Raw genomic sequence first — 23,306 nt, forward strand, 5'->3', positions numbered from 1 at the left:
CTTGTTGCTTGATGAGAAAAACAGGATGCCAAGGCTGGCTGGCCGGCGGGCTGCTTTGCGGCCTGCTGCTGTGCGGCCTGACCGTGGTCGCCCCGGTGGACGTGAAAGCGGCCGCCGTGACGACGGTCTATGACGGGCAGAGCCCGGTGGAAGAAAAGGAACTGCTGCGCTTTCTCGAGGTGCTGCCCCAGTTCCGCAGCTGGGCCCGTGAGAACAGGATCGAGGCTCATCCCGTGGCCCGCAGGGGCAAGGCGGATTTCCTCTATCCCGAGGATGCCGCCCGCTGGGTGGAAGCCAAGGGCTGGGATGCCCGGCGCTTCTTCTGCGTCATGGGCCGCATGGCCGCAGCGCTTGTCATCGTGGAAGACGGCAATGACCTGCAGGCCCGTCCCAAGGATATGCCCATCGTGGACAAGACCGAAGTGGAGCTGGCCCGCAAGCATCTGGGCAGCCTGCTCAAGGTGAGCATGCCTGACGAGGGCATGTCCCACTAGCATCGCAGGCCCCTGCCTGCTGTTTTGAAAAAAAGGCGTCCGTCCCGTGTGGGATGGGCGCTTTTTTTATGTCGTTTGTTTGTGCGTTGCTTCTGTGTCCCTGTCTGCTGACGACGGATGTGGAGCATAGGGCCCCGACGATTCCTTCAGAGCCGTATCGGCGGCGACGGATGGAAACTCCGAACGGGGAGGATCTGCCGCCGAAACAGAGGGGCCGGGACTGTTGGCCTCTCTGCTTTACAGCTCAACATGGAAGCAGATCCGGTACGCTCGCCTAAGGTGGTGCGGTGTCGTGTTGCTTAGGGAAGATCTGCCATCTCGGATGACATTCTTTCCCTATGGTTGCGGCTACGCCGTCCGGCAGGGATAGAGGGATGCTGTCACAGCCCCGCTGTCCGAAATGGGCGGCGGCAGGCAGCCCGGCAGCAGACAGGTACAGGCGTCTTTGCCGAAGCTGGCGGGCGAAGTTTACGCTGGCAAGAAAACAGGAAACGCAAAAGGGGAGGGCCTTGGCAGGCTCTCCCCTTGTTTTTGGGATTATGAACGGGCGCTTACTGGGCCGGAACGGCTTCCGGAGGGATGGGCGCGCCGTGTTCGGGGCCCGCGGGCAAGGTCTGCACGGCGGGCGCTTCCTGCACGGGTTCGGCAGCCTGCGCGTTTTCCGCAGGCGCGGGCGTACCTTCCGCGGGAGCGGGGGCCGCGGCCTCCTCGGCCGGGGCAGCCGGCGTTTCAGCCGGAGCAGCGGCATCAGTCGCGGGAGCGGTGGCTTCCGGCGTTTCCGGGGCCGGGGCGGCTTCAGTCGGAGCAGCGGTTTCAGGGGCGGCAGGGGCCGTGCTTTCCGTCGCGGGAGCGGCTTCAGGGGCCGCTTCAGGAGCTGCCGTATCAGCAGGCGTTTCCGGTGCGGCCGTTTCAGCAGCTTCGGGGGCCGCAGGGGCAGCGTTTTCCTCAACAGCGGCCGGGGCTGCGGGAGCAGCGGCGTTCAGGGGCTGGGCGGCGGCGAGCTTGAGCTCGGCATGTTCGGCCAGCTGAGGGGCCAGCCACAGATGCGCAGGCTGGGCCAGAATAATGGCGAACAGGGTGCAGACCAGCAGGGAGCCGCCGGGCCAGGCGCGACGGGTGAAGCGGGCCAGCAGCACGGCAAAGACGATGCACAGGCCGCCCAGGACGGGCAGGGCATCCAGGCTGGTCAGCAGGGTTTCATACTGCTGGGGGATGGCCAGCGAGGTGGACGTGCGGAGCCATTCCAGCGCCACGGGGAAGTGCAGGGCGGCCAGCAGCATGCCCGCATGCAGGAAAAGCAGGGCGATGACCAGATAGAAGAACTTGCTGCCCAGGCTGCCCATGCGGACCAGGGCGCGGCCCAGCAGGATGGCCAGCAGACAGAGCGCGGGCGTGGCACCGGCAAGGCCGGAGCCCAGCAGGGACAGGGGCAGGGAGAAGAACAGGGCGATCCACAGGAAGGAGCTGCCGCTGTTTTCCTTGCGGCTGGCCCGCAGGGTCTTCCAGCTGGTGGCAAACACGCGGCCCCAGTTGACGCCGGTGACCACAAAGAGCCAGGGCAGGAGGCCGAGTACGGCCAGCGCCGGGGCCAGCCACCAGAAGGCGGGCAGGGGCCAGGGCAGGCTGATGAACTTGCCCGACACGGCCTGGGCGTAGCCTTCGGCCTGCACCCAGAAGATGATGGCGGCGGCCCAGAGGGTACCCAGCAGCAGGAGCAGGAGGAAGCCCGCCAGCGCGTCCAGACGCTGGGCGCGACGGATACGCCAGGTCCAGAACAGGTGGACGAGGCTGGTCAGCAGGGGCAGGATCAGGAAGAGCAGGCCGCCGGTCAGCGCGGCCAGACCGGAGGTCAGGAAGGCCAGCGGCAGGGAGATCCAGGCGTGTTCCTTTTTCCAGCCCATGCAGAAAAAGGCCATGGAGAGCAGGCACAGGCCGGTGGCCAGCCCCTGCGGGCCCATGAAATGCGCCAGCTGCGGGAACAACAGGCTGGAGAGCAGGATCAGGCCGGAGGCCAGGGCGGCCTGCGGGCCGAAACCGGCGGCACGGCTCAGGGCCCAGGTACCCCACAGACAGGCCAGCCCGCCCAGGGCGGCGCCCGCCGGCCAGACGAAGGCCGAAAGCTGCGGCACCATGCGGGCCACCAGGTCGAGGGCGGCCAGCATCCAGACAAAGACGGGCAGCTGGGCATCACCGTTATGCAGGGGCGCGAACCACTGGCCATTGGCCAGCGCTTCACGGACGGTATCCATAAGTTTCATTTCCGGCGGGCAGTACAGACCGCCGGTCAGGAAGGTGGGCCAGAGCTGGCAGACCAGAAGCAGGAGCAGGGCCAGGGGGCCCATCTTGGCCAGCACGGCAAAGGTTTTCTGGGCAGGCCCGGCTTCCAGCACGGCCACCGGCGCGGCAGCAGGGGCGGCCGGGGCTTCTGCCTGCGGGGCGGGCGCCTGGCCTTCTTCCGGCAGGGAAGCTGCTTCGGCAGCCGGGATCCGGTCATCCATCGCAGCGGGCTGCATGGTGGCCAGACCGCGACGTCCGCTGCGGGGCGCTTCGGCCATGGCGGCAGCCGCGGCGGCATCGGCAGCAACGTCCTCCGCAGAGGCTTCGCTGCCGTCGGCCTTTTCTTCGGCGGTGACGGCAGGCTCGGTCGCAGGTACGGACTGAGCAGCCTCGGCAGGGGCCGCAGGCGCTTCCCCGGCTTCCATGCTCAGAGGCGCTTCGGGCGTCTGGTCCGCGGCAGGGCCTTCCACCGGCGCGGCAACGGGCGCGGCGGGAGCGGTCGGGGCGTCCTCAGCCTGCACGGCCTCTGCGGCGGGCATGGGGATGGGGGCCTCTTGCTGCGGGGCGGGCGCCGGTTCCGGGGCCACAGACGCTGTGCCGGGGGCCGGGCTCTTCTGGCCGTCGGCAGGGGCGGGGCGACTCGCCCGGGCCCGGGCCTCTTCATCCAGCTGGGACCAGGGCGTCATGCCCATGGGGATCTCCTCTTCAGGGCAGGCCAGCTTGCTGGCGGCATCGGGATTTTTTTCTGTCATGATGGCTCCTTGGGCGATGCGGCGGCTCCGACCAGATAATGCCGGGCAGAACGGCCGTTCAGGGTCACGGTCAGACCTCCCTGGACAGCCAGGGACGTCTGTTCAACGATATTTTGCGCTGCACCGGAAACGGGCAGGGGGATGCGAAGGGTGGCGCTGGCGCTGCCGAAGTTGGCGGCCAGCACCCAGCAGCTGCCGTCAGGCAGACGGGTGACGGTGGCCAGAGTCCCGGCAGGGCCGCTGACCACGCGCAAAAGCTGGCCCCGGGCCACACCGGAGACGGCGCGGGCATGCAGCAGCCGGGCCATGATGCTTGCCGGGCTCCGGGGCAGGCGCAGCTCTTCCGAAAGCGGGCCAAAGGCCAGGGGCGCGGGCTCCACCTCTCCGGCGGCGGTCTCCGGCTCCAGCAGGGGGACGAGACCGCCGCTGGCAGCCGTGCCCGGCGTGGATTTGGGCAGGGGCAGGGCTCCCTGCAATTCCTGCGGGCTCACGAAGGCCAGACCGGGCAGGCCCACACGCCAGGCAAGCAGCAGCAGGCAGGCTTCTTCCAGCTCCGCGTCGCGCCGGTCGCGGGCGGGAACGGCATCGGGCTTGCGCCCAAGGGCTTCCCGGGCCAGCCCGGCGGGCGTGGTGGGCCAGAAATATTCGTCGTCATGCAGGCCGGCAAGACGGCAGGCACGCTGGAACAGGGCCTCGCCACCGGGCAGGTCGCGCAGGGGACGCCAGTCCACGCCCTGCCACTGGTGCAGGCCGCGGGCCAGACCCTCCTGCCGGACACCGCTGTTCATGGACTGGCGCAGCAATGAGGCCAGAGGCGCGGCATCGCCGGTGAGCAGGGCATATTCGGCGGCGGGGCTGGTGACGGTATCGCGGGTCAGATCCACGGGGGCCCGTTGGATAAGAGGTGTCAGCGACGGGGGCAGGATGTCGGCCTGCATGGCCCAGCCGCCGTAACGGTGGATCTCGCGGGCAAGGGCATCCAGGGCCTCCAGGCCGGGGGCCAGCTGGTCACGGGGGGAGGGCGCTCCGCCGTCGGGCGGCACGTCCAGGCCCATGACGGCTTCAAGGTGCAGCCCGGCCAGGGTCTGCTGCTGCAGGCCGGTATGCCGGATGACGGCGGCGGAGAGCACGCGCCGGGCCTGCCCCGAGGGGTCCTGCCAGAGCAGCACGGGGCGCAGCACGTTGCCCGCATAGCGGTAGAGCCAGCGCCGGGGCTTGCCGTCGGCCCCGCGCACTTCGCCGGTGACGGCCCAGCCGCCGGGCGTGGCCCAGGGCAGGCTGTCGCGCAGCAGGGCCGGAGGCAGCAGGCCCTTGTCGGTGAGGGCGCGACATTGCTGGGCGTTGAGGGGGAGACATTCCCATTCCTGCGGCGAAGAGGGCAAGGTGCTCCAGAGGGAGGACGGGGCCTCCATCATGGCGTACAGACCGCTGAAGCGGCTGGCGTGGCGGGCCTGAAGGAAAAAGTCCGGGCCCAGGCCTGTGGCGGCCGGGGGCAGGGAGCCGCCGAGCTGGAAGCCGCTGGTGGCGGCGCGGGCGTTGAGCCGGGCGAACTGTTCGTCATCGCCGCTGCGGGCGTCGAAGGCCAGGGACGTGGTGCCCGTGCCGAAATCGGGGCGGAGCTGGTTGTGCCAGAGGGCCCCCTGTTCCTGGGACGGGGACAGGTAAAGGCCGGAAAAGCCCATCCGCCGGAAGGCTTCCAGTGTGCCGGAGCGGGCCAGGGACTGCATGGCCGTGGCCTTGCCCCGCAGGGTGTGGGGATTGACCTCCAGCCAGCAGGGGGCGGCATCCAGCAGCAGGGGCAGGCGGTCATTGCTGCCGCTGTTGCCCCACAGGCGTTCCGAGCCCGAGACCTCGGCGGCCAGGTCATCGGCATTGCCCAGCATGGACTGGCGTTCCAGCCACTGGATATAGCCGGGATCGGCGCGCAGCAGGCTGCCGGGGGCCCTGTCGGGGCGTTCCGTCCCGGACAGGAGCAGCGGCTTGCGGCCGTGCGGGCCCATGACCTCCTGCGAACAGGCGCAGAGCAGCAGGGCCAGCACGACCGTCAAAAGCCGCCAAAGGGCAAAGGTCGCTAATGGGCGGCCTTTTCTTCTTCCTTGGCCGCGTTCCACAGCTCATCCTTCTCATCCAGCGACAGGTCGGGGAAGTCCTTCCCCTGCTGCCGGGCCAGTTCTTCCATGCGGGCAAAGCGGCGCAGGAAGCGGGCCGTGGCCAGGTCCAGGGCTTCGCTGGCCTTGATGCCCTTGCGGCGGCCCATCTCGGTGATGCTGAAGATCAGGTCGCCCAGTTCGTGCTTCTGGGCTTCGGCGTCGTCCCCGGCGGAGGCGTCCAGCCATTCCAGCCATTCGGCTTCCACCTGCTGCTCCACTTCTTCGTCCTCGGGCCAGGTGAAGCCCACGCGGGCGGCCTTGGAGTGGATGCGGTAGGCCTTGGTCAGCGGCGGCAGGCTGGAGGGCAGGGAGTCGAACAGGCCCTGGGGTTTGCCTTCGGCATCGGTGTGCTCGGCGCGCTTGATCTTTTCCCAGGTCTTGAGCTGCTCGTCCAGATTGTCGAAGGTCACGTCACCGAACACATGGGGATGGCGGCGCACCATCTTGGCCCGGTTGTTGTTCAGGGCGTCGTCCAGGCTGAACTGGCCGCGCTTCTGGTACAGATGGGCCACGAAGAGCAGCAGGAAGGCCACGTCGCCCAGTTCTTCGCACACGTCGGCCGTGTTGCCGGAGCGGATGGCGCTGACCAGCTCGTGGCTTTCCTCGATAAGGTATTCGGTCAGGCTTTCGGGGGTCTGCTCCTTGTCCCAGGGGCAGCCGTTCTCGGCATCGGTCAGCCGCTCGATGACGGCCTGCAATTCTTCCAGAGCGCTTTTCATGAAACTGTTCCTTGTGGAGGGTTAAAGTCCGAAACGGCTGATGAGGTCAGGCGGCAGCCAGCCGCGCACCTGGCTTATCAGGGAATTGAAATAGGGCAGGGCGCGCGAGTTGCGCAGGAATTCGGCATCGCCGAAGAGTTTTTGCAACAGCAGCAGGACCACGGCGCAGAGCAGCACGCCCTTGGCCAGGCCCAGCAGGCCGCCGGTGAGCTTGTCTATCCAGCCCACGAAGGAGAAAGCCAGCAGCTTTTGCAGCAGCCGCGCCAGCAGACCCACGGCGATGAGCACGCCCAGGAAGAGCAGCACATAGCTGGCGATGTTGCGCCAGGCCGGTTCGGTGATGAAGGTGAGGTGCGGGGCCAGCACGGTGTGGAAATGGTGGGAGACCCAGAAGCCGCCCACGATGGAGATCAGCCCGGCGACCTCGCCCACGAAGCCGGTCCAGAACCCGCGGGCCGCGAAGGCCGTCAGGACCAGCACGATGATGACGTCGAAAATATCCTGTCCCATAAGCTCCCTGCGGGAATGAAGGTCTTCCCGCGCCACAGGCCGCGACAATCCACGGTCCCCGGTCCTTCCCGGCGGCCGTCGCGTCCGCGCTCCTGTACGCAGGTACGCGGGCAGCATAGCAAAAGGGGGGGCGGGACACAATCCGTCCGTCGGGGCGGCGGGGGCCGCCGGAGTCGGGCTGCCAGACCAGGGCCGCAAGAAAGGAGGCACCGGGCCGATGCGCCGGGACAGGCGGTACGGCGCCTTTGGGCCAGGCGGCTCAGACAGCGGTGAAGCTAGTCGGAGATGGAGCGGAGACACACGGTCTTCCGGTCAGCAGTCCAGTCATCCGGGAAAACCGGGCGGCAGCCAGTCCCAGTCATGCACCTGCACCATGATGGGGGCGAAACAGGGCAGGACGCGCGAATGGCGCAGGAATCCGGCATTGCCGAAGATCGTCTGCAGGATCAGCAGGATGACGGCCATGATCAGCACGCCCCTGGCCAGGCCCAGCAGGCCGCCGGCGACCTTGTCGATCCAGCCCGTGCAGGAGAAGGGCAGCAGCTTTTGCAGCAGGCCTACGGCGATGAACACGGCCAGGAAGAGCAGCACGTAGCTGGCGAGGTCGCGCCAGGCCGTGATGAAGGTCAGGTGCTGGGCCAGCACGCTGTAGAAATGGGAGGCCACCCAGAAGCCGCCCACGAGGGAGAGCAGGCTGGCCGCCTCGCCCACAAGACCTGTACAGGCTCCACGGACCGCGAAGACCGCCAGGGCCAGCACGATGATGCCGTCGGAGATGATCTGTCCCATAAGCTCCTCCGCAGGCTGGAGGTCATGCGCTGCAGGAGATGGCGGCTCACGGTCCCCGGTCATCCCCGCGGCCCGCCCTATGCGCATCCCTGCACGCAGGTACGCGGACAGTATAGTAAAAGGGGGTACGGGGCACAATCCGTCCACCAGTGCGGGCAGGGCCGGCGGGCCGGAGCCATGGGGGAGAGGAACCGGGGAAGCGTTCCGCTCCAGTGCGTGGAGGATGGTGGGCCTGCTCCCCTCCGGGAGCCGTCGCGCCCGCATCCCTCTGCCGGGGCAGGGCGGCAGGACACAATCCGTCCGTCTGTACAGATGGGGGCCGATACGCTATGCTTGCGGGATGGATACGCGATTGGGAAACTTGCTGGAACAGGCCGGACTGGCCTGCAACAGTACGGAAGCTCCGGCGGCGGAGACCGCTCCCGGAGCCGAAGAGGAAAGCCACGGCCTGACGGCCTACACGCCCTTCATCTCCGTGCGGGCCTGCGGCCGTTTGTGGCGCCTGCAGCGCGCCGCCGACCTGGAGACCCTGTGGAACGCCATGCTGGACGATCCGCAGAACTTTGAGGACGAACGCCTGCCTTACTGGACGGAACTGTGGCCGTCCAGCATCGCCCTGTGCCGCTGGCTGGAAGAGCGCCGCGCCGAGATCGCCGGGCGCCCCTGTCTCGACCTGGGCTGCGGCCTGGGGCTCACGGCCATGGTGGGCCAGTGGCTGGGCGCGCAGGTCATCGGCATGGACTATGAGGAAGAGGCCCTGCACTTCGCCAGCCTCAACGCTCGGCACAACGGGGTGACCTCGCCCCTGTGGACCGTCATGGACTGGCGGCAGCCCGCCGTGCGGCCTCGCAGCATCTTCCGCCTGTGGGGCGGCGACATCATGTACGAAAAGCGCTTTGTGGCGCCGGTGATGCACTTTCTTTCCCATGTGCTGGCCGACGACGGCGCGGCCTGGGTGGCCGAGCCCGGGCGCGGCGTGTACGAGGCCTTTCTGCAGGCCCTGCACGGCGGCGGTCTGGAAGGGCGGCGCGTGTTCACCGAGCGTGTGGAACCCCTGTATGCCCAGCCCGTGCCCGTCACGGTGGCCGTATGGGAGATACGCCGCCGCGTCCGGCCCGCGTAGGCCCGGATCATGGCCCTTGGAGCCCTCCCGCTCCGGTAGCCGGCGCTGGTTGCCTGCATAAGGGCGGCTTGTCCCCGCAAGGCATACGGCTGTATGCGCAGGCAGGGCCTTCCGTATCCCTTGCCGCAGCGGCCCGGTATAACGGGTGCGCTTCTGTGGCCGACATCCGGTCTGCCTGCCCCTTTCCCGGCACGTTTTTTCGTGAAAGGCGCCGCTCCAGCGGGCAGGGGCGGAGAAAGGCCTCTGGATTTTCAGGAAGATTTTGCTAGATTCACCACCGGGCACCGCCGGACGGTGTCCCGGCCGCATGAGGGCGAACAATGGGAAAACTGACACGTTTTGGTGTTTCTCTGGATGAAGAGCTGCTGGAACCTTTCGACGCCCTGTGTGCCGTCAAAGGGTACAGCAACCGCTCCGAAGCCATCCGTGACCTCATCCGCAAGGCCCTTGTGGCCGAGGAGTGGCAACAGGCCGACGGCCAGGGTGCAGGCACGCTGACCCTGGTCTATGACCATCACAAGAACGACCTGGCCCGTCGCCTGACCCAGATGCAGCACGACGAGCATGACATCATCATCGCCACTCTGCATGTGCATCTGGACCATCACAACTGCCTTGAGGTGCTCATCCTCAAAGGCGAGGCCGCCCGCGTGCGGGCGCTGGCCGACAAGCTCATTTCCTGCAAGGGTGTCAAGCACGGCACCTTCAGCGGTACAACTACAGGACAGGATCTCGCATAATGGAAGACGTGCAACGCCATGCCCCCAAGGTTCCCATCAATATCGACCGCGTCGGTATCCGCGGCATCACCGTGCCGCTGCTGGTGCGCGACCGCGCCCAGGGCAGCCGCCAGACCGTGGCCCGGGTGGACCTTGGTGTGGATCTGCCCGCCTCGTTCAAGGGCACGCACATGAGCCGCTTCATCGAAGCGCTGGAAGAATGGAACGACGAAATCAACTACCAGTCGGTGCGCCGCCTGCTGGCCACGGTCAAGGAACGCCTGGAAGCGCGCCGTTCCTATGTGCGCTTCTGCTTCCCCTATTTCGTGCACAAGCCCGCGCCTTCGTCGGGCATCAAGAGCATCATCTCGTATGAATGCCGCCTGACCGGCGAGCTGGACGAGAAGGGCCAGTCCTTCCTGCTGGAAGTGGATGTGCCCGTGATGACCGTGTGCCCCTGCTCCAAGGCCATCAGCCGCGAGGGCGCGCACAGCCAGCGCACCATGATCCATCTGGCCGTGCGCATGTCGGGCTTCAGCTGGATCGAGGAATTCATCGAAATGGCCGAGGCTTCGGGCTCATCCGCCGTCTACACCCTGCTTAAGCGCGAGGACGAGAAATACGTCACCGAGCACGCCTTCGCCCAGCCCACCTTCGTGGAGGATGTGGTGCGCAACGTGGCCCAGCGCCTGACGGAGCACGAGCATGTGCGCTGGTTCCGCGTGGAGGTGGAGAGCATGGAATCCATCCACAGCCACAACGCCTTTGCCTGCATCGAACGCGACCTGCGAACGCAGGACGAACAGGCTTAGCCCACACCTGAGGAAGCCGGAAGAGCCCGGCTTCCTTTTTTTTGCACGATACTGCGGTCAAAAAATTTTTCCCAAAAAGTTTTTTACACTTGACAGCAGCCTGTGCTAATACTCTCACGCCCAAGTTTCGTATGGCCTTGGGGCAGGGCAGGCTGTCCGGCCGTCGTCCTGTCCCCCTCAGGGACTGTCCCTTTGCCGGCGGCATGCGGGGCTTTTCCCTGCCGCCCGGGCCCTTCCCCCGTTTTTGGTTGCGATTTCTTACCCCGGAGAAAGCATGCGTCTTGTCCCAAGACTGCTGATACCCCTTGCCATGGGCCTGTTGGCCCTGAGCGCCGGTTGCGCCTCCCATTCCGGGTCCGGCTCTTCCGGTTATCCTGAAGAATCCTGGTATGCGCAGCGCCAGCGCGCGGCGCAGGAAGCCCGCTTCCGCCGCTCCTATGAAGCCGTTTTCGATGAAAGCGCCGAGGAGGGCGGTCCCCGGCAGGCCAAGGCCGTGCAGGTGGCCCGTTCCGCCATCGGTACCCCCTATGTGCCCGGCGGGCGCAATCCCGGCGGTTTCGACTGCTCCGGCCTCGTCCAGTGGGCCTACAAGAGCGTGGGTATCAACCTGCCGCGCACGGCCCGGGAGCAGTCGGCCGTAGGCAAGCGCATCACCCGCGTGGAAGACATGCGCGCCGGTGACATCGTGGCCTTCCACCATCCCCGCCGCGGCTACCATACCGGCATCTATGTGGGGGACGGGAAGTTCGTCCACAGCCCCCGTCGCCGGACGCGTGTGCGCATCAACAGCCTTGACGACCCGTATTTCAGAACTACCTTCATGGGAGCCCGACGCGTGGAAGGCAGCGACGCCTTCAGTGCCGAGGAACTGCGCATGGCCGCCTATGCCGAAGAGCAGGCCGTGCGCGAGATCTCGCACAGCCGCAGCAAGAGCAAGGCCGGTGTCAGCCAGAAGAGCTCGCGTGACAAGAAGAGCAGCGTCAAGAAGAACAACAGCCGCAGCAAGAGCAAGAGCAGCGTCAGCCGGAAGGGCAGCAGCAAGAAGAGCAGCGTCAAGAAGAGCAGTCGCGGCAAAAGCAAGAGCAGCGTCCAGAAAAAGAGCAGCAGCAAGAAGAGCTCCGGCAAGCAGGGACGCAATACCAAGAAATAGTCCGTCCTTTTGTCGGCAACGGGAGGACGGCATGACCCGGGCCACAGGTCCGGCATACACGGGAGTCGATCATGCTTCCTCTCATGAGCCCCCAGGATGTCAAAAGGAAACTGGAAGCCGGCGAGATCCGGCTTGTGGATATACGCGAACCTGATGAAGTGGAGTCCCTGCGCATCGAAGGCGCGGAGATCGCCCCCCTGTCGGTCATCCGCTGGCAGGATTTCCGTCCCGTGACGGACAAGCCCGTGGTCTTCACCTGCAATTCGGGCCGCCGCACCAAGAACAACAGCGACCTTCTGGAACAGCTGGCCGCCGGTGAGGCCTGGCAGATGGAAGGCGGGGCCACGGCCTGGGACAAGGCCGGTCTTCCCGTGGTGCGCAGCCGCCGCAGCCTGCCCATGTTCCGCCAGATCCAGATCGGCGCGGGCGGCATGGTGCTGCTGGGCCTGGCCCTGAGCCTTGCCTGGCCCCAGTGGCTCTGGCTGAGCGCTTTCGTGGGCGCGGGCCTGGTCTTTGCCGGGGTGACGGGCTTCTGCGGCTTGGGTCTTTTGCTGGCCCGTATGCCGTGGAACAAGAAATAGTCTCCGCGCAGACAGATTTTCCCAAAGGGGAAGGTGCTCCTTGCCAGGGGCCCTTCCCCTTTCGTTCATATCCTTCACACCCAGACGACCCGTACGGGCGTTTCCGGAGGCGGCATGACCATCCCCTGCGCACTGCCCCGCAGCCTGCAAGCCTATCGTTACCATCCTGCGCCGTCAGCCTCTTCCCGTCCCGTGCGGGGACGGCTGGCCCCCAGCCCCACGGGCTACATGCATCTGGGCAATGCCTGGGCCTTCCTCCTGGCCTGGCTGGCGGTACGCAGCGCCGGAGGGACGCTGGTCCTGCGCATGGAGGACATCGACCCCCAGCGTTCGCGTCCCGAATATGCCCGGGCTCTGGTGGAGGATCTGCGCTGGCTGGGGCTGGACTGGGACGAAGGCCCGGCCGTGGACGGTATCATCCCGGCCGAGGGCGACATGGTGGAGCAGGGCCCGTGCGGCCCTTATTTCCAGAGCGCCCGCGCGGCCCTGTATGATGCGACGCTGGATGCCATGGACCGTGCCGGGCTGGTCTATCCCTGTTATTGCACCCGCAAGGAGCTGCGCCAGCTGGCCGGAGCGCCCCATGTGGATGATGCCGGGGCACCTTATCCCGGTACCTGCCGTCATCTGAGCCCGGAAGAACGGCGTCAGCGCGAGGCCCAGGGGCGGCGTGCCTGCCTGCGTCTGCGCTGCCCCGAGGGACGTTTCCATTTTCAGGACGGCCTGCTGGGCGAGCAATCTTTCACTCTGGAGGACTGCGGCGGCGATTTCGCCCTGCGCCGTTCCGACGGCGTGGTGGCCTACCAGCTGGCCGTGGCCCTGGACGATGCCCTGATGGGCATCACCCAGGTGGTGCGGGGCCGCGACATATTGACGTCCACGCCGCGCCAGCTGGCCCTGCTGCGTCTGTGGGGCTTCGAGCCGCCCGTCTATGCGCACATCCCGCTGCTTCTGGACGGACAGGGGGAGCGGCTGGCCAAGCGCCATCAGAGCCTGGGGGTGCGCGAGCTGCGCCGTCAGGGCGTCGCGGCGGCGGAGATCGTGGGCGTGCTGGCCCGTCTGGCAGGTCTGCGCCCGGACATACGACCGCTGGCGGCAGCGGATCTGCTGGCGGATTTCCGGCTGGAGCGCCTGCCCCGGCAGGACGTTTGCCTGCGGGACCTGCCCTGTGTGCCGGATTGGTTGCGGCCCTTGTGCCTGCCTTGCTGATGGGTGGATTTGTCTTTTATGAAAAAAAAAGCTATCTTTAGCTTTTGAAATTTTCTTGCCCGTTGTCGGGCTGGAGGCAATATGAGCAAGGTTCTTGATAAGGCCTTTCTTGAAAGTGTGTTCCCTCCGGAGCGCACTGAGGCTTTTTTCGACGCACTGTTCGGCGGCGCTGAGGAAGGCGCTTATGACATCGTTCTGGTCTGCCGCTCCGAAGGAGAAGGGAAGGCGGAACTGGCCTTTGAGCTGCATCAGCGTCCCGGAAAATGTCTTGCCTGCAATCTGACCTACGGACTGCCGCAGGTCTTCCAGCGCCATCCCATCCTCAATGTGGCGGGCGTGGCCCGTGCCGTGGCGGAAAAACTGGGCTGGCCCGGCGATAAAGTCCGCTGGTGGCTGGGTCATACTGAAGAAATCAGCCGCAGCCTGCACGTCATCCCCCTGTATCTGGAAAGGACTGCGGACTGATCCCCGAGCCGGGCATATTTCCGCTTGACAGTCCGGCCATATTTTGACACAACAAGCCGTCCGCCAGCTTAGCTCAGTTGGTAGAGCAGCTGATTCGTAATCAGCAGGCCAAGAGTTCAAGTCTCTTAGCTGGCTCCATAAAAAATAAGCCCTTACGGAATTTTCCGTAAGGGCTTTTTTTGTGGCCTTTAGTCCGTCGAACGTCGTAGAGGCTAAACAAAAAAGACACCCAATAGCGGGTGTCTTTTTTTGTTTAGTTAGTACGCGGATAAAAATAGAAATGACTATATTATCAATTGGTTGTGTTGATATGATTTAAATAAGTATTAAATATATAATAAGTATTTTATAGTTGGTAAAATATTGCTTGCTGTTAATATATTAGCAGGTATTATAAATTATTTAATAACTATAATGTTATTTACAATTGAGGGGGAAGAAGGCGCAGAAAATTTTTTCTCTTATAGTAATTTTACACAAAGGAAGATTGGAGTCAGCCAGACTGAATGGAAGTGAATCTCTGCGTCTGGTTTCCGATCGGTACGCTATGGGGATACCTCATTCGGTAGGGGCGTTCAGAAAAAAACAAAAAATTTTTGCAAGGGTGTGAAAATTCTTCGTACAGTTCCGGAAAAAGAAATAGCCAGGATGCTCATCAGGAGTCCACGGAGAAGGTACAGGCCTGCAGGAAATGTTTTTAGCCGTAGCGAGGAAATAACATGATGATTTTATTGTATATGGTTCAATACTTTTCTTTAAATCCTTTTTTGAGTATACTTTGCGGTTATATTGCATGTGTTGCTATGTAAGGAGCTGATTGGGGGTATAATTATGCAGAATTACAGTATATTTCCTCAAAATATGAACCTGCCGAGGTGGAAGAGGAACATGTTTTTTACAGGAGTACGCAATGCAACGCTTTTCAAATGGACTGTTGGAGGCTTTCCGGTAACAGAGGAACATAGCAAAAAGACAACACATCCCATTTTTGTTTTGGCTATCACGTCTTATGGCCCTGAAGTTTGTCCATGTAGCCGTAAAAACTGGTATGATAAGGATGACAGACGATATATCAGGGGCGGTGCATGCACGAGCACAAAGCATATCATCCGTGATACGACCTATCTTGTTGAAGAACATCGTTTTAGTATCCCACGTGGTGTTTGCTACGAAGAGGGATTCAAAGAGGATTTTACAAATATAGAGCACAGAGACTATCTTCCTCTGTATTGCATGGGAGTCGTGAAAGACGATGATATCAAAGGATAATCCGATGTCTGGAAAAAATACAGATGATAGGAAATGCACTCGAGAAAGGTTGTTCCCTGTATCTGACAATTCAGAAGGGTATGTAAGATCAGTCAACAGGATGCATGATGCCTGCAAAAAACTTCTTGAGAATGCAATTTACGTAATAAATAAAGATATTTCAAAACATTATTGTAACAAAAATGTTTTTATAAACGATATTTATGTATGTTTATTAAGTCTTTATATGTCAGAGAAGAAAGGGGAAGAGAGAAATACCTTGACAAGTGCTCTCAAATCACCAAAAGGGCTGAAATATAGGTTCGAATTATGGTATAGGGAGCGGGAAAATAGCTATAGTCATAGCCCGGGGGCGCAGAAAGACGCGGACCCCCTTCAAGCGTTCGACGAGGATCTGGGTTCAGTCCTTCGGCGCCGGGGATACTATCGTAAGCGTTTTCAGACTGTCTTGCGTGAGAATAAGCGAATCGTCGAAGAGGTCGCTGGAACCTTTTTCACCTATGGCTCTAGGGAGCTTCCTTGTTTGTCCCTGTTAATTTTTCGAGAGTATGTAGATGAGATCGCTTCCAGTTTCAAGCCAACATTGAGCGATCAAGACTTCTGGAAAGGGGAAGAGCCCATCTACAAGGACGGCGAGTGCACCGGGAAGCGTGAAGGGCCCAGCGCGGTACAACTTGACCAGTTCTGCGAGCAGCTGTTCCAGCATGTCGCCACACTATTCAGCTGCTCCTATCTGATCAGTCTGGATATGGTCATGGATATTCTTCCCAGATGCTATACCTACTTCGAGAGTAAAAATTTCCTTGCGATATCCTCTTCCTCTGGAGATGAGGACAAGGTCCCGGGGGAAATCGAGGAATCGCAGATCCCCGGCACCAGACGCTGGACGCAGGAAAGGGACTATCTTTGCAGTTTTGTCGAAAAAAACAGTGAACGGATCAGGACCGTAGTGCGTTCGCTGGATCAGAAAGAAGCCCTTCTGCTGTGCTGCAAGTTTGATGGCATGCCGCAAACCAAGATCTGCAGGGTTATCGGGCAGAAATCCTCTGGGCGAATACAGGAAAAGTGCGTCAAGGCCGCACAAAAATTGCGAACTGCCATCGAAAAAGCCGATTTGTGGCTGGATATGCATCGTCTCTGCGATAGTGACGAGGGAGCCAGCACCTTGCAAAAATACTATTTCGAGGAGATTCTTTCTGTTGTTCGGGATGAGTGGCGGGAAGAGATGGAACACGCCCTCCAGGCACTCGATGCATCTCAGGAGACGAAAAAATGGAACTGACCAGAGAAGAGCTTCTTCAGATGGTAGCACTGGCTGAACAGGAGCGTTTCTGCCCCAGCGCCGCTGTTCTCATGGAGAAAGAACACGGGGCAGAGTTGCAGGAGCATCTCGACCATTGTGCGCGGTGCCGTTCCCGGCTCGAATCCTCAGAGATCCTTGCCGGGGAACTGGCCTTTGAGAAACTGGCGGATATGTTCAATGAGGACATCTTTGCCCAGACGGTTCCCCAGCAGTTCGAACCGGGCCAGGTATGGCAGTTGGGCCAAAGTTATGGAGGCTGGGGTGCCTATGCATGTTACTATCACGCTCCCCAAGTGCTCGTGCTGGATGTTTTGCCCTATGATGTCGCGCGGGTGGCCCATATCAGTAGCTTCGGCGCTCTTAAGCATCAGGGCGATATCTCTTTGACGGATGATTCTTCTGACTGCTTTGCTGAATTCTGGAATGTCTACTCTGTGCCCACGTCATGGCTCGACGTGTATGTGGGCAAGGTCAGAGCGGGACTGATCGCGGCGGGCGATCTTTTGTTCCATGCACAGCAGGAGCAGGAAGGACCTGAAGAAGGGAGTCCCATCGATATGTTCCGGCAACATGAGCTGTTCCATAGCATGCATTTTGCCATGAAGGCTATGAGTACAGTTATGGAGCTGACGGAGGCATACTACGAGGAACAGCAGCGACAGGAGATCGCAAAATATTTCGACGAGCTTGGAGAAGGAGAGCGCTGGTCGCCTGTTTCGGTGGTCGCCAGAGATGATTCCCTCTATGCTGTTGCGGCGGCCTCGGCCATGCTGAAACTAGAGTTCGGAGAAGGGGATGAGAGGAATGTCTGTCTTGTAGAGTATGATGACGGCCAACTGTCATACAGTTTTGATTACATTCCCTCCCATACGACCTATGCCGTCATGCTGCTGCTGGATGATGTGCCCGTCTCCGTAAAAAATGAGCAAGGTGAAGAAAGCACCCGGGTCATCGTGGATTCCGATGCCGCGCAAATTCGCCATTGCGGATTGGACGAACAAGATTTCAACCGCTGTACCCTGCTGGTTTTCCAAAATACTGGTTCTCCCCGTTAGGAGATGTCGACATGCCCACGCCGCTTTACTTTCCCACAGTAGCCAAAGCCAATTCCGGGGGATCAGAATCTGTCCTGTGCAGCCTTACCCTGAAGAGGGGGGAAAAGCCGGGGCTTTTCCCCCAGGACCTGCCGGAGAAGACAGACGATAGATTCTGGCAGCCTTTGCTCCGTGTCGCCAAACGCTTGCCTATCGAGCTGAATGCCCGCGGTTTTAACATAAGTGAGCTTCGTTTCTCTGGTCCCTCCGCCACAGGCTGTGTCTCCTTCTTTGAAAAATATGATGTCGATGCCATGGAGGATGGAGGTGACCCCCTTCAGATCGCCATCAGTGTTAGGAGCGCCTATGATGACGATGGCGTGGACAAGGCCAAACGGGTCAGTGACATGGAGGCGAAAGTAAAGCTCTGCTTACGGTACGAGATGGACCTCTTCGTACTTTCCAAGGAAAATAAGCCTGATTTAGAGGGCATGACGATCGTTAAGGAGGAATATGAAACGCTAGATCTGGATACTGTCAGAAAGAAGGATCTCCAGCGCAGGATTCGAGAGAAAAAATTACTCATCCTGCTGGCGGCCAGAGACTGGGAGAAAAAATTGGCGGACCTTTTGGGCTTGCGGGAGCGGGATGACAGTCAACGCTCCATGCTGTCTGCCACTGAGGAAATAACTACGCAGCAGCCCCGCTTGTATGATCTCTTTCTTGCCGCCTTGGCTGGCGATGAGGAGGAGCAGCGGATGCTGCACAAAATTTTCCATGGGGGCGGTAAATCCCTGGGAGATGCCGGCATGAGCAGGGATACCTTTCCTTGGAAAGTCATGCACGAGCAGGATGAAGAAGGGAAGCCATATCGCGATATCGTCTTCGGAGACTCCTCTCTTGTGCTTTCCGGCTCCACGAGTACCGGCAAGACAACGCTGGCCAAAGCTCTGATGCTCCATGCGTTGGCCCAGGGAAAACAGACTGTATACATCGCGCCCACGCGCGCCCTGGTATATGAAGTTTATCAGGATTTTTGTGACCTGTTGGAATCCTTGCGTGCACGCGCCAAGGATCTGGATAAGGACGAAGGGAAGGGGGAGTACCGGCAGCTTATAGAAGATCTTGTAACTGCTGATGATTCCAGATTTGTCCTGTCCACGGGAGAAAAAAACGAAAGGCTCTGTCACAACAAATGGTTGATTTTTGACGAGAAATAGCGTATAATAATGGTAAGAAACAGTACCACCGAAGGAGGTAATTGGATATGCCTACTATCAAAGACGCATTAGATATTATCGGTAAGTTGACTGTCGCAGAGCAGGAAAGCCTTAAAACAATGCTTTTAAGTCCTGCCTTTGTAAAGTCTTTGAATATTGAAGATTTCGTAGCAAAGGAACGCTTTGCAAATGGTCGTGTATGCCCTCTTTGTGGCTGTATCCATGTGGTTCGCAATGGTCATCGTAAAGATGGCACACAGCGATATGTATGTAAGGATTGTGGCAAGTCCTTCGTGATTGCTACGAACTCCATTGTGTCTGGTACAAGAAAAGACTTGTCCGTGTGGGAGCAGTACATTGATTGTATGATGAATGGCTTATCCATTCGTAAGACTGCTGTTGCTTGTGGGATTCACAGAAACACCGCATTCCTTTGGAGACACAAGATTTTGGATGCACTTCAGAATATGGCAGACGATGTTACCCTTGACGGCATTATTGAGGCTGACGAAACTTTTTTCGCCATCTCGTACAAGGGCAATCATAGCAAGAGTAAGACATTTGCTATGCCACGCAAGGCTCATAAGCGTGGTCATTCTACACATATCAGAGGCTTGTCCCAAGAAAAGGTATGTGTTCCTTGTGCGGTTAATAGGAATGGCTTGTCTATCTCCAAGATTACGAATACTGGTAGAGTTTCTACAAGAGATTTACATCATATTTATGATGGTAGGATTAAGACCAATTCCACTCTTGTTACGGACAAGATGAACTCCTATGTGAGATTTACAAATGCCAATGGCATTGACCTTGTGCAGTTAAAGACTGGCAAAGCCAAGAAAGGCATTTATAATATCCAACATATCAATAGCTACCATAGCCAGCTAAAGAGGTTTATGCGTGGCTTTAACGGTGTTTCTACCAAGTATCTGAACAACTATCTTGTGTGGAATAACCTTGTAAATTACGCCAAAGAAAGCGACATGGAGAAAAGGAACATCTTCTTAACTTTTGTTTTGGCAACATTGAAAACTGCTAAATGCAGAGATTTATCAAACAGACCAGCAGTTCCTCTGGTCGCCTAATTAGAATTTGTGGAGATGATAAGATGGTCAATATAACAGATGTAAAACAGATTCTTCAATTTGCAATAGATGCGGAGATTAAAGTCTTTCTTGATGGTGGATGGGGTGTAGATGCTCTTCTTGGATATCAGTCAAGAGCCCATAATGATATTGACATTTTTGTAGAAAAGAACGATTATCAGAACTTTATAGAAATAATGAAAGCTAATGGCTTTTATGAGATTAAGATGGAATATACAACATTGAACCATACTGTATGGGAAGATTTGAAAAACAGAATTATTGATTTGCATTGTTTTGAATATACGGACGAAGGTGAAATTCTTTATGATGGGGATTGTTTTCCGGTAGAAACTTTTTCGGGTAAAGGAAGAATTGAGGAAATAGAGGTTTCCTGTATTGAACCATATAGTCAAGTAATGTTCCATCTGGGATACGAGTTTGATGAAAATGATGCACATGATGTGAAGTTATTGTGTGAGACACTTCATATCGAAATTCCAAATGAGTATAGATAACTGCAAATAACAGTTTGTAGGGGAGTTCTGATACTCCCCTATAAAAATGGCTATTTATCAACTGTTTGTTGTGACATAGCCAAACGAAAAAGATGGCCAGGTCCTGCGGGGCGATTATCTTATTCTTTTCTCCGTATATGAAAAGGCCAACCTTTTCATGAACATGCTGTCATTACAGGCTGAGGGGCGCAGGCCGGATATCATCATCATCGATGAGCTCCACATGCTTTGTGATGAGGATCGTGGTGGTATTTTGGATCTCTTTATGGGCAAAGTCTTGTCCATGCGCTGGCAGGATGAAGTCCGGCTTATCGGCATCACGACGGAAGACAAGGGGGCGGACACCGTAAAGAACTTCCTGCGCAGCCTCGGTAAACCCGTTTCCTTACTTTCCATACCGCATCGCCCTCTTCCTGTGGACCATTACCTATTGGCCGGCGAGAAGACATCTTTGATCGCTAGTCTGCGCGGCACGGTGGACGGTATTTCCCAGAGGGAACAGCGGCGCATCGCAAGAGAGCTGTACACAGAGGAAAATGTCAGATTCGATCCTTTGGTCATGCTCAACAGCCGACATCCCGAAAAGCATACGCCGCACAAAAAAGTCATTGCTGTCTTTGATTCCATTGCGGCGATATACAGAGCCGTCGAGAGTCTGAGCTCATGTCGCCTCAAGAACGCCGATGGCGAGGTATTTTGTACGCCAGGGACCGTAGAAAGATTGAAGGAAGCCCTGGAGACCAGTTTTATTAATGGAGACGAAAAGAAGATTCTGCTCAAGGGGATACAAGCCGGTATCTTCGTCTACTATTCTCCGCTGGATTACACGCTGCGGGAAGAGATGGCCAGGGCTTTTCAGAAGGATTGCGACAAGACGCAGATCCTGCTGACGACGGAAGCTTTGGCCTATGGTGTCAATTTTCCGGCTGATGCCATCTATCTTACCTATCTCCGGGAGAGCGATCCTGTTGCCGGAGCCAGAGAGGGGAACTTCATCAAGCGCAACCTGTTCTTCAATATCCTGGGGCGCGCAGGCCGTTTGGGAAAAAGTACACACGAAAGTGCCTGTTGTGCCTTCATTGCGCTGAGCGGGAGCGGCATCCCTCTAAAAAACGATATCAGGTATGTGTTGAACCTGTATGGCGAGGATAGTGCGTTCCGGGTGAAGACCCTGGACAGGGATGCGGAAGATGGCATCCTTGCGCGTGATACCGTCAGGTCTTTGGATGATGTGTCATTCATCACGTTTCGTTCTGCACTTGATGCGCTGCGTTTCGTCGCCTCGAACATGGAGGGAAAGCGCACCACGGTGAGAGAAGTCCGTGATTTTCTTGAAAGATCGATGTACGGGTGGCAATTTTGCGCCGGAGAGGATCTGAGAAAGCGCAGAGAGAATCTGGAAACACTGCTCTCGGCTCTTTATGGATTCGTTTTTGATGCGTGTCTTTTTCAGAAGAACAGGCTCGTAGAATCATCCAGCTATCATGAGGATACGCTCTACAGCTGTACGGATCTGGCGTCCGCGCTTATCGATACGGGCACGAGCTGGAAGGCTATCGAACCCATGTCCCAGTGGCTCCAGGACATCGCCGGCTTCGAGAAGCCGTTGCCCGTGGAACTCCTTCTTGTAGGCATGCTTCCTGTAGAAGAATTATGGAGCAGCATCCGCAGTTTCGACATGCTGTCCCGGGATATCAATGTATCGCCGACATCGATTGAGAGCAATGAGCGGGCGCGGGAGTGGCTGCGGCAAGAAGTGAAAAAAACGCTTCCGCAGGGAGCCGATGGGGAATCTGATGTAGACAGAATCCTGAAGGCAATTTCCGACTATGTCGAGCACTCTTGCGCAGATTTGATTCTCTCGCCCCGGCATAAGCAGATGCCCGACCATGCCACCCGGCTCAATAGTTTCTCCCGCCTGCTGGCTGCGCTTTTTGCCTGGGCACGGGGGGCTTCTTCTGATGAGATCCAGAAATTCGCTTTCCCCAAAGATAAGCGGGACCTGGCCAACAGCTTTTCTCCCCGTTATGGAGAGCGTGTTTGCTGGCTTTGTCTGTTGTGTTTGCGTTTTTTCAGCAAAACCAGAGAGATTCGGCTGTGCCCAGAGCATGAGGGCGCTCTTCAGAACTTGGCCATGCGCATGCGCTATGGGGTGCCCAGTGACTGCATACCGCTTATGGGTACAGGCAAATATCAGCAAAATCGTACGGCCGTACTGATGTTCCGGGAAAGATTCGGTACGAATTTGCAAACAGTCATGCAGCATTCTGTTGATTCCTATATCAGGATAAGAGGAGATTTGGAAAAACTCTCTGAAAGAAAATATGCTGTCATCCAAAAAAATGCTGTAGAACATTATTGCAGGGCGGCAGTTGATTTGTGTGCTCTACTCATGCGAGGCAACTTTTCCGAAACGACAAAATCCTCGTTTGAACAGCTGCAAGCATTCTTTCAGTCGTATAAACCCTCATGGGACGATGCATATGATGGGCTTGAGGGGATAAAACATGTCAAAGATGCCTTGTGCGGTATTCCAAGAGAAGACTTGTTCAGCTCAAGATGGATCGGTGATGAGCTCATTATCCGCAGTAAACGGAAAGGTAGCTCTGCATGGGAGCTGGTCATCGTCTTGCTTGATCCTTCGGATACCCTTGTTAAGGCGCAATGTAGTCTGCAAAGACAAAAAGACGCAGCGAAAGATAGAGAAGCGTATGAGGAGGCAATGAGCTGCCAGAGCCGTCTGAAGGAGATCGGTGATGTAAAAAGCGTCCGGGAGCGTATTAAAAATATGAACAGTGCCCGGGAGCTTATCTATGTCTGGCTGCCGTGGAACACCCTCCATGATATCCCCGCGCCCCAGCTGCCCGCGCTCAATCTCATGAGCCTTGCCCTGCTGCTGCGTCAGCTGGAGGAGACGGGTCTGACCGCTGTTTGCAAATGGATCCAGAGGCAAAAAGCCAACGGGCCTTCCCATCTGCGTATCCAGCAGCTCATCGCCGGGTCTCTCGACAGCGAGGCCCCTGAAGCCATTGAGGGACTGCGAACCTCCCTTTCCGGTGATATCCTGCAGGGGGTGCTGCAGATGGAAGATCCCGTGTTTCCCTACATGAACTGTTGAGCTTGGAGT

20 protein-coding genes and 1 tRNA gene are annotated in these 23,306 nt (G+C 58.7%); 16 read left to right on the forward strand and 5 right to left on the reverse strand.

Annotated features, from left to right (window positions below; translation table 11 throughout):
• The first annotated feature begins 11 nt into the window (after positions 1-11).
• Positions 12-494, forward strand: a complete 483-nt coding sequence (locus tag ACQRBR_RS03335; RefSeq protein WP_427812313.1) for a hypothetical protein — start codon at positions 12-14, stop codon at positions 492-494.
• A gap of 551 nt (positions 495-1,045) precedes the next feature.
• Here ACQRBR_RS03335 and ACQRBR_RS03340 read toward each other — a convergent pair.
• The 5 genes from ACQRBR_RS03340 to ACQRBR_RS03360 all read right to left on the reverse strand — a co-directional run bounded on the left by ACQRBR_RS03340 (position 1,046) and on the right by ACQRBR_RS03360 (position 7,691).
• Complete coding sequence (locus tag ACQRBR_RS03340) at positions 1,046-3,523, reverse strand: hypothetical protein (RefSeq protein ID WP_427812314.1); 2,478 nt, start codon at positions 3,521-3,523, stop codon at positions 1,046-1,048.
• On the reverse strand, positions 3,520-5,562 hold the full coding sequence (locus tag ACQRBR_RS03345) for a hypothetical protein (RefSeq protein WP_427812485.1): 2,043 nt from the start codon (positions 5,560-5,562) through the stop codon (positions 3,520-3,522). The genes ACQRBR_RS03340 and ACQRBR_RS03345 overlap by 4 nt, the downstream gene beginning before the upstream one ends.
• Before the next feature lie 32 nt (positions 5,563-5,594).
• On the reverse strand, positions 5,595-6,392 hold the full coding sequence (mazG, locus tag ACQRBR_RS03350) for a nucleoside triphosphate pyrophosphohydrolase (RefSeq protein WP_168934459.1): 798 nt from the start codon (positions 6,390-6,392) through the stop codon (positions 5,595-5,597).
• Positions 6,393-6,413: 21 nt separating this feature from the next.
• The gene (locus ACQRBR_RS03355) at positions 6,414-6,902 is read right to left on the reverse strand and encodes a CvpA family protein (RefSeq protein WP_303878149.1); all 489 of its coding nucleotides are present in this window, start codon (positions 6,900-6,902) and stop codon (positions 6,414-6,416) included.
• A 324-nt stretch (positions 6,903-7,226) separates the two neighbouring features.
• Positions 7,227-7,691, reverse strand: coding sequence for a CvpA family protein (locus tag ACQRBR_RS03360; protein WP_427812315.1), 465 nt, complete (start codon positions 7,689-7,691; stop codon positions 7,227-7,229).
• A gap of 340 nt (positions 7,692-8,031) precedes the next feature.
• Between ACQRBR_RS03360 and ACQRBR_RS03365 the strand changes: the two genes are divergently transcribed.
• The 15 genes from ACQRBR_RS03365 to ACQRBR_RS03435 all read left to right on the forward strand — a co-directional run bounded on the left by ACQRBR_RS03365 (position 8,032) and on the right by ACQRBR_RS03435 (position 23,297).
• Positions 8,032-8,814: a class I SAM-dependent methyltransferase gene (locus tag ACQRBR_RS03365; RefSeq protein WP_204624979.1), complete on the forward strand. Its 783-nt coding sequence runs from the start codon at positions 8,032-8,034 to the stop codon at positions 8,812-8,814.
• 320 nt (positions 8,815-9,134) lie between these two features.
• Positions 9,135-9,554, forward strand: coding sequence for a nickel-responsive transcriptional regulator NikR (nikR, locus tag ACQRBR_RS03370; RefSeq protein ID WP_006006341.1), 420 nt, complete (start codon positions 9,135-9,137; stop codon positions 9,552-9,554).
• Positions 9,554-10,345, forward strand: coding sequence for a GTP cyclohydrolase FolE2 (gene folE2, locus ACQRBR_RS03375; protein WP_006006345.1), 792 nt, complete (start codon positions 9,554-9,556; stop codon positions 10,343-10,345). Before nikR ends, folE2 begins: the two co-directional genes overlap by 1 nt.
• 274 nt (positions 10,346-10,619) lie before the next feature.
• Complete coding sequence (locus tag ACQRBR_RS03380; RefSeq protein WP_427812316.1) at positions 10,620-11,495, forward strand: C40 family peptidase; 876 nt, start codon at positions 10,620-10,622, stop codon at positions 11,493-11,495.
• Between the two features lie 71 nt (positions 11,496-11,566).
• Positions 11,567-12,076, forward strand: a complete 510-nt coding sequence (locus ACQRBR_RS03385; protein ID WP_006006353.1) for a rhodanese family protein — start codon at positions 11,567-11,569, stop codon at positions 12,074-12,076.
• Between the two features lie 114 nt (positions 12,077-12,190).
• Positions 12,191-13,285 (forward strand): tRNA glutamyl-Q(34) synthetase GluQRS, encoded by a 1,095-nt coding sequence (gluQRS, locus tag ACQRBR_RS03390; protein ID WP_427812317.1) that lies wholly within the window; start codon positions 12,191-12,193, stop codon positions 13,283-13,285.
• An 81-nt stretch (positions 13,286-13,366) separates the two neighbouring features.
• Positions 13,367-13,750: a hypothetical protein gene (locus tag ACQRBR_RS03395; RefSeq protein WP_303878141.1), complete on the forward strand. Its 384-nt coding sequence runs from the start codon at positions 13,367-13,369 to the stop codon at positions 13,748-13,750.
• Between the two features lie 62 nt (positions 13,751-13,812).
• Positions 13,813-13,888, forward strand: a tRNA-Thr gene (locus ACQRBR_RS03400).
• Positions 13,889-14,638: 750 nt separating this feature from the next.
• The gene (locus tag ACQRBR_RS03405; protein ID WP_427812318.1) at positions 14,639-15,019 is read left to right on the forward strand and encodes a hypothetical protein; all 381 of its coding nucleotides are present in this window, start codon (positions 14,639-14,641) and stop codon (positions 15,017-15,019) included.
• A 4-nt stretch (positions 15,020-15,023) separates the two neighbouring features.
• Positions 15,024-16,301, forward strand: a complete 1,278-nt coding sequence (locus ACQRBR_RS03410) for a hypothetical protein (protein ID WP_427812319.1) — start codon at positions 15,024-15,026, stop codon at positions 16,299-16,301.
• Positions 16,292-17,377: a hypothetical protein gene (locus ACQRBR_RS03415; protein WP_427812320.1), complete on the forward strand. Its 1,086-nt coding sequence runs from the start codon at positions 16,292-16,294 to the stop codon at positions 17,375-17,377. The genes ACQRBR_RS03410 and ACQRBR_RS03415 overlap by 10 nt, the downstream gene beginning before the upstream one ends.
• A gap of 11 nt (positions 17,378-17,388) precedes the next feature.
• A complete protein-coding gene (locus ACQRBR_RS03420) occupies positions 17,389-18,576 on the forward strand; it encodes a DEAD/DEAH box helicase (RefSeq protein ID WP_427812321.1) in 1,188 nt (395 codons plus the stop codon).
• Between the two features lie 47 nt (positions 18,577-18,623).
• The gene (locus ACQRBR_RS03425; RefSeq protein WP_002837184.1) at positions 18,624-19,661 is read left to right on the forward strand and encodes an IS1595-like element ISSag10 family transposase; all 1,038 of its coding nucleotides are present in this window, start codon (positions 18,624-18,626) and stop codon (positions 19,659-19,661) included.
• Between the two features lie 23 nt (positions 19,662-19,684).
• Positions 19,685-20,179, forward strand: coding sequence for a lincosamide nucleotidyltransferase Lnu(C) (gene lnu(C), locus ACQRBR_RS03430; protein ID WP_019543803.1), 495 nt, complete (start codon positions 19,685-19,687; stop codon positions 20,177-20,179).
• Positions 20,180-20,336: 157 nt separating this feature from the next.
• Complete coding sequence (locus tag ACQRBR_RS03435; protein WP_427812322.1) at positions 20,337-23,297, forward strand: hypothetical protein; 2,961 nt, start codon at positions 20,337-20,339, stop codon at positions 23,295-23,297.
• Positions 23,298-23,306: the final 9 nt, after the last annotated feature.

It is taken from the genome of Desulfovibrio sp. SGI.133 (genome assembly GCF_050313955.1).
GTDB lineage: Bacteria > Desulfobacterota > Desulfovibrionia > Desulfovibrionales > Desulfovibrionaceae > Desulfovibrio.

Coding starts and splice junctions, on each gene's coding strand:
- ACQRBR_RS03335 (WP_427812313.1), top strand. CDS start 12: ATGAGAAAAACAGGATGCCAAGGCTGGCTGGCCGGCGGGCTGCTTTGC.
- ACQRBR_RS03340 (WP_427812314.1), bottom strand. CDS start 3,523: ATGACAGAAAAAAATCCCGATGCCGCCAGCAAGCTGGCCTGCCCTGAA.
- mazG (WP_168934459.1), bottom strand. CDS start 6,392: ATGAAAAGCGCTCTGGAAGAATTGCAGGCCGTCATCGAGCGGCTGACC.
- ACQRBR_RS03355 (WP_303878149.1), bottom strand. CDS start 6,902: ATGGGACAGGATATTTTCGACGTCATCATCGTGCTGGTCCTGACGGCC.
- ACQRBR_RS03360 (WP_427812315.1), bottom strand. CDS start 7,691: ATGGGACAGATCATCTCCGACGGCATCATCGTGCTGGCCCTGGCGGTC.
- ACQRBR_RS03365 (WP_204624979.1), top strand. CDS start 8,032: ATGGATACGCGATTGGGAAACTTGCTGGAACAGGCCGGACTGGCCTGC.
- nikR (WP_006006341.1), top strand. CDS start 9,135: ATGGGAAAACTGACACGTTTTGGTGTTTCTCTGGATGAAGAGCTGCTG.
- folE2 (WP_006006345.1), top strand. CDS start 9,554: ATGGAAGACGTGCAACGCCATGCCCCCAAGGTTCCCATCAATATCGAC.
- ACQRBR_RS03380 (WP_427812316.1), top strand. CDS start 10,620: ATGCGTCTTGTCCCAAGACTGCTGATACCCCTTGCCATGGGCCTGTTG.
- ACQRBR_RS03385 (WP_006006353.1), top strand. CDS start 11,567: ATGCTTCCTCTCATGAGCCCCCAGGATGTCAAAAGGAAACTGGAAGCC.
- gluQRS (WP_427812317.1), top strand. CDS start 12,191: ATGACCATCCCCTGCGCACTGCCCCGCAGCCTGCAAGCCTATCGTTAC.
- ACQRBR_RS03395 (WP_303878141.1), top strand. CDS start 13,367: ATGAGCAAGGTTCTTGATAAGGCCTTTCTTGAAAGTGTGTTCCCTCCG.
- ACQRBR_RS03405 (WP_427812318.1), top strand. CDS start 14,639: ATGTTTTTTACAGGAGTACGCAATGCAACGCTTTTCAAATGGACTGTT.
- ACQRBR_RS03410 (WP_427812319.1), top strand. CDS start 15,024: ATGTCTGGAAAAAATACAGATGATAGGAAATGCACTCGAGAAAGGTTG.
- ACQRBR_RS03415 (WP_427812320.1), top strand. CDS start 16,292: ATGGAACTGACCAGAGAAGAGCTTCTTCAGATGGTAGCACTGGCTGAA.
- ACQRBR_RS03420 (WP_427812321.1), top strand. CDS start 17,389: ATGCCCACGCCGCTTTACTTTCCCACAGTAGCCAAAGCCAATTCCGGG.
- ACQRBR_RS03425 (WP_002837184.1), top strand. CDS start 18,624: ATGCCTACTATCAAAGACGCATTAGATATTATCGGTAAGTTGACTGTC.
- ACQRBR_RS03435 (WP_427812322.1), top strand. CDS start 20,337: ATGAACATGCTGTCATTACAGGCTGAGGGGCGCAGGCCGGATATCATC.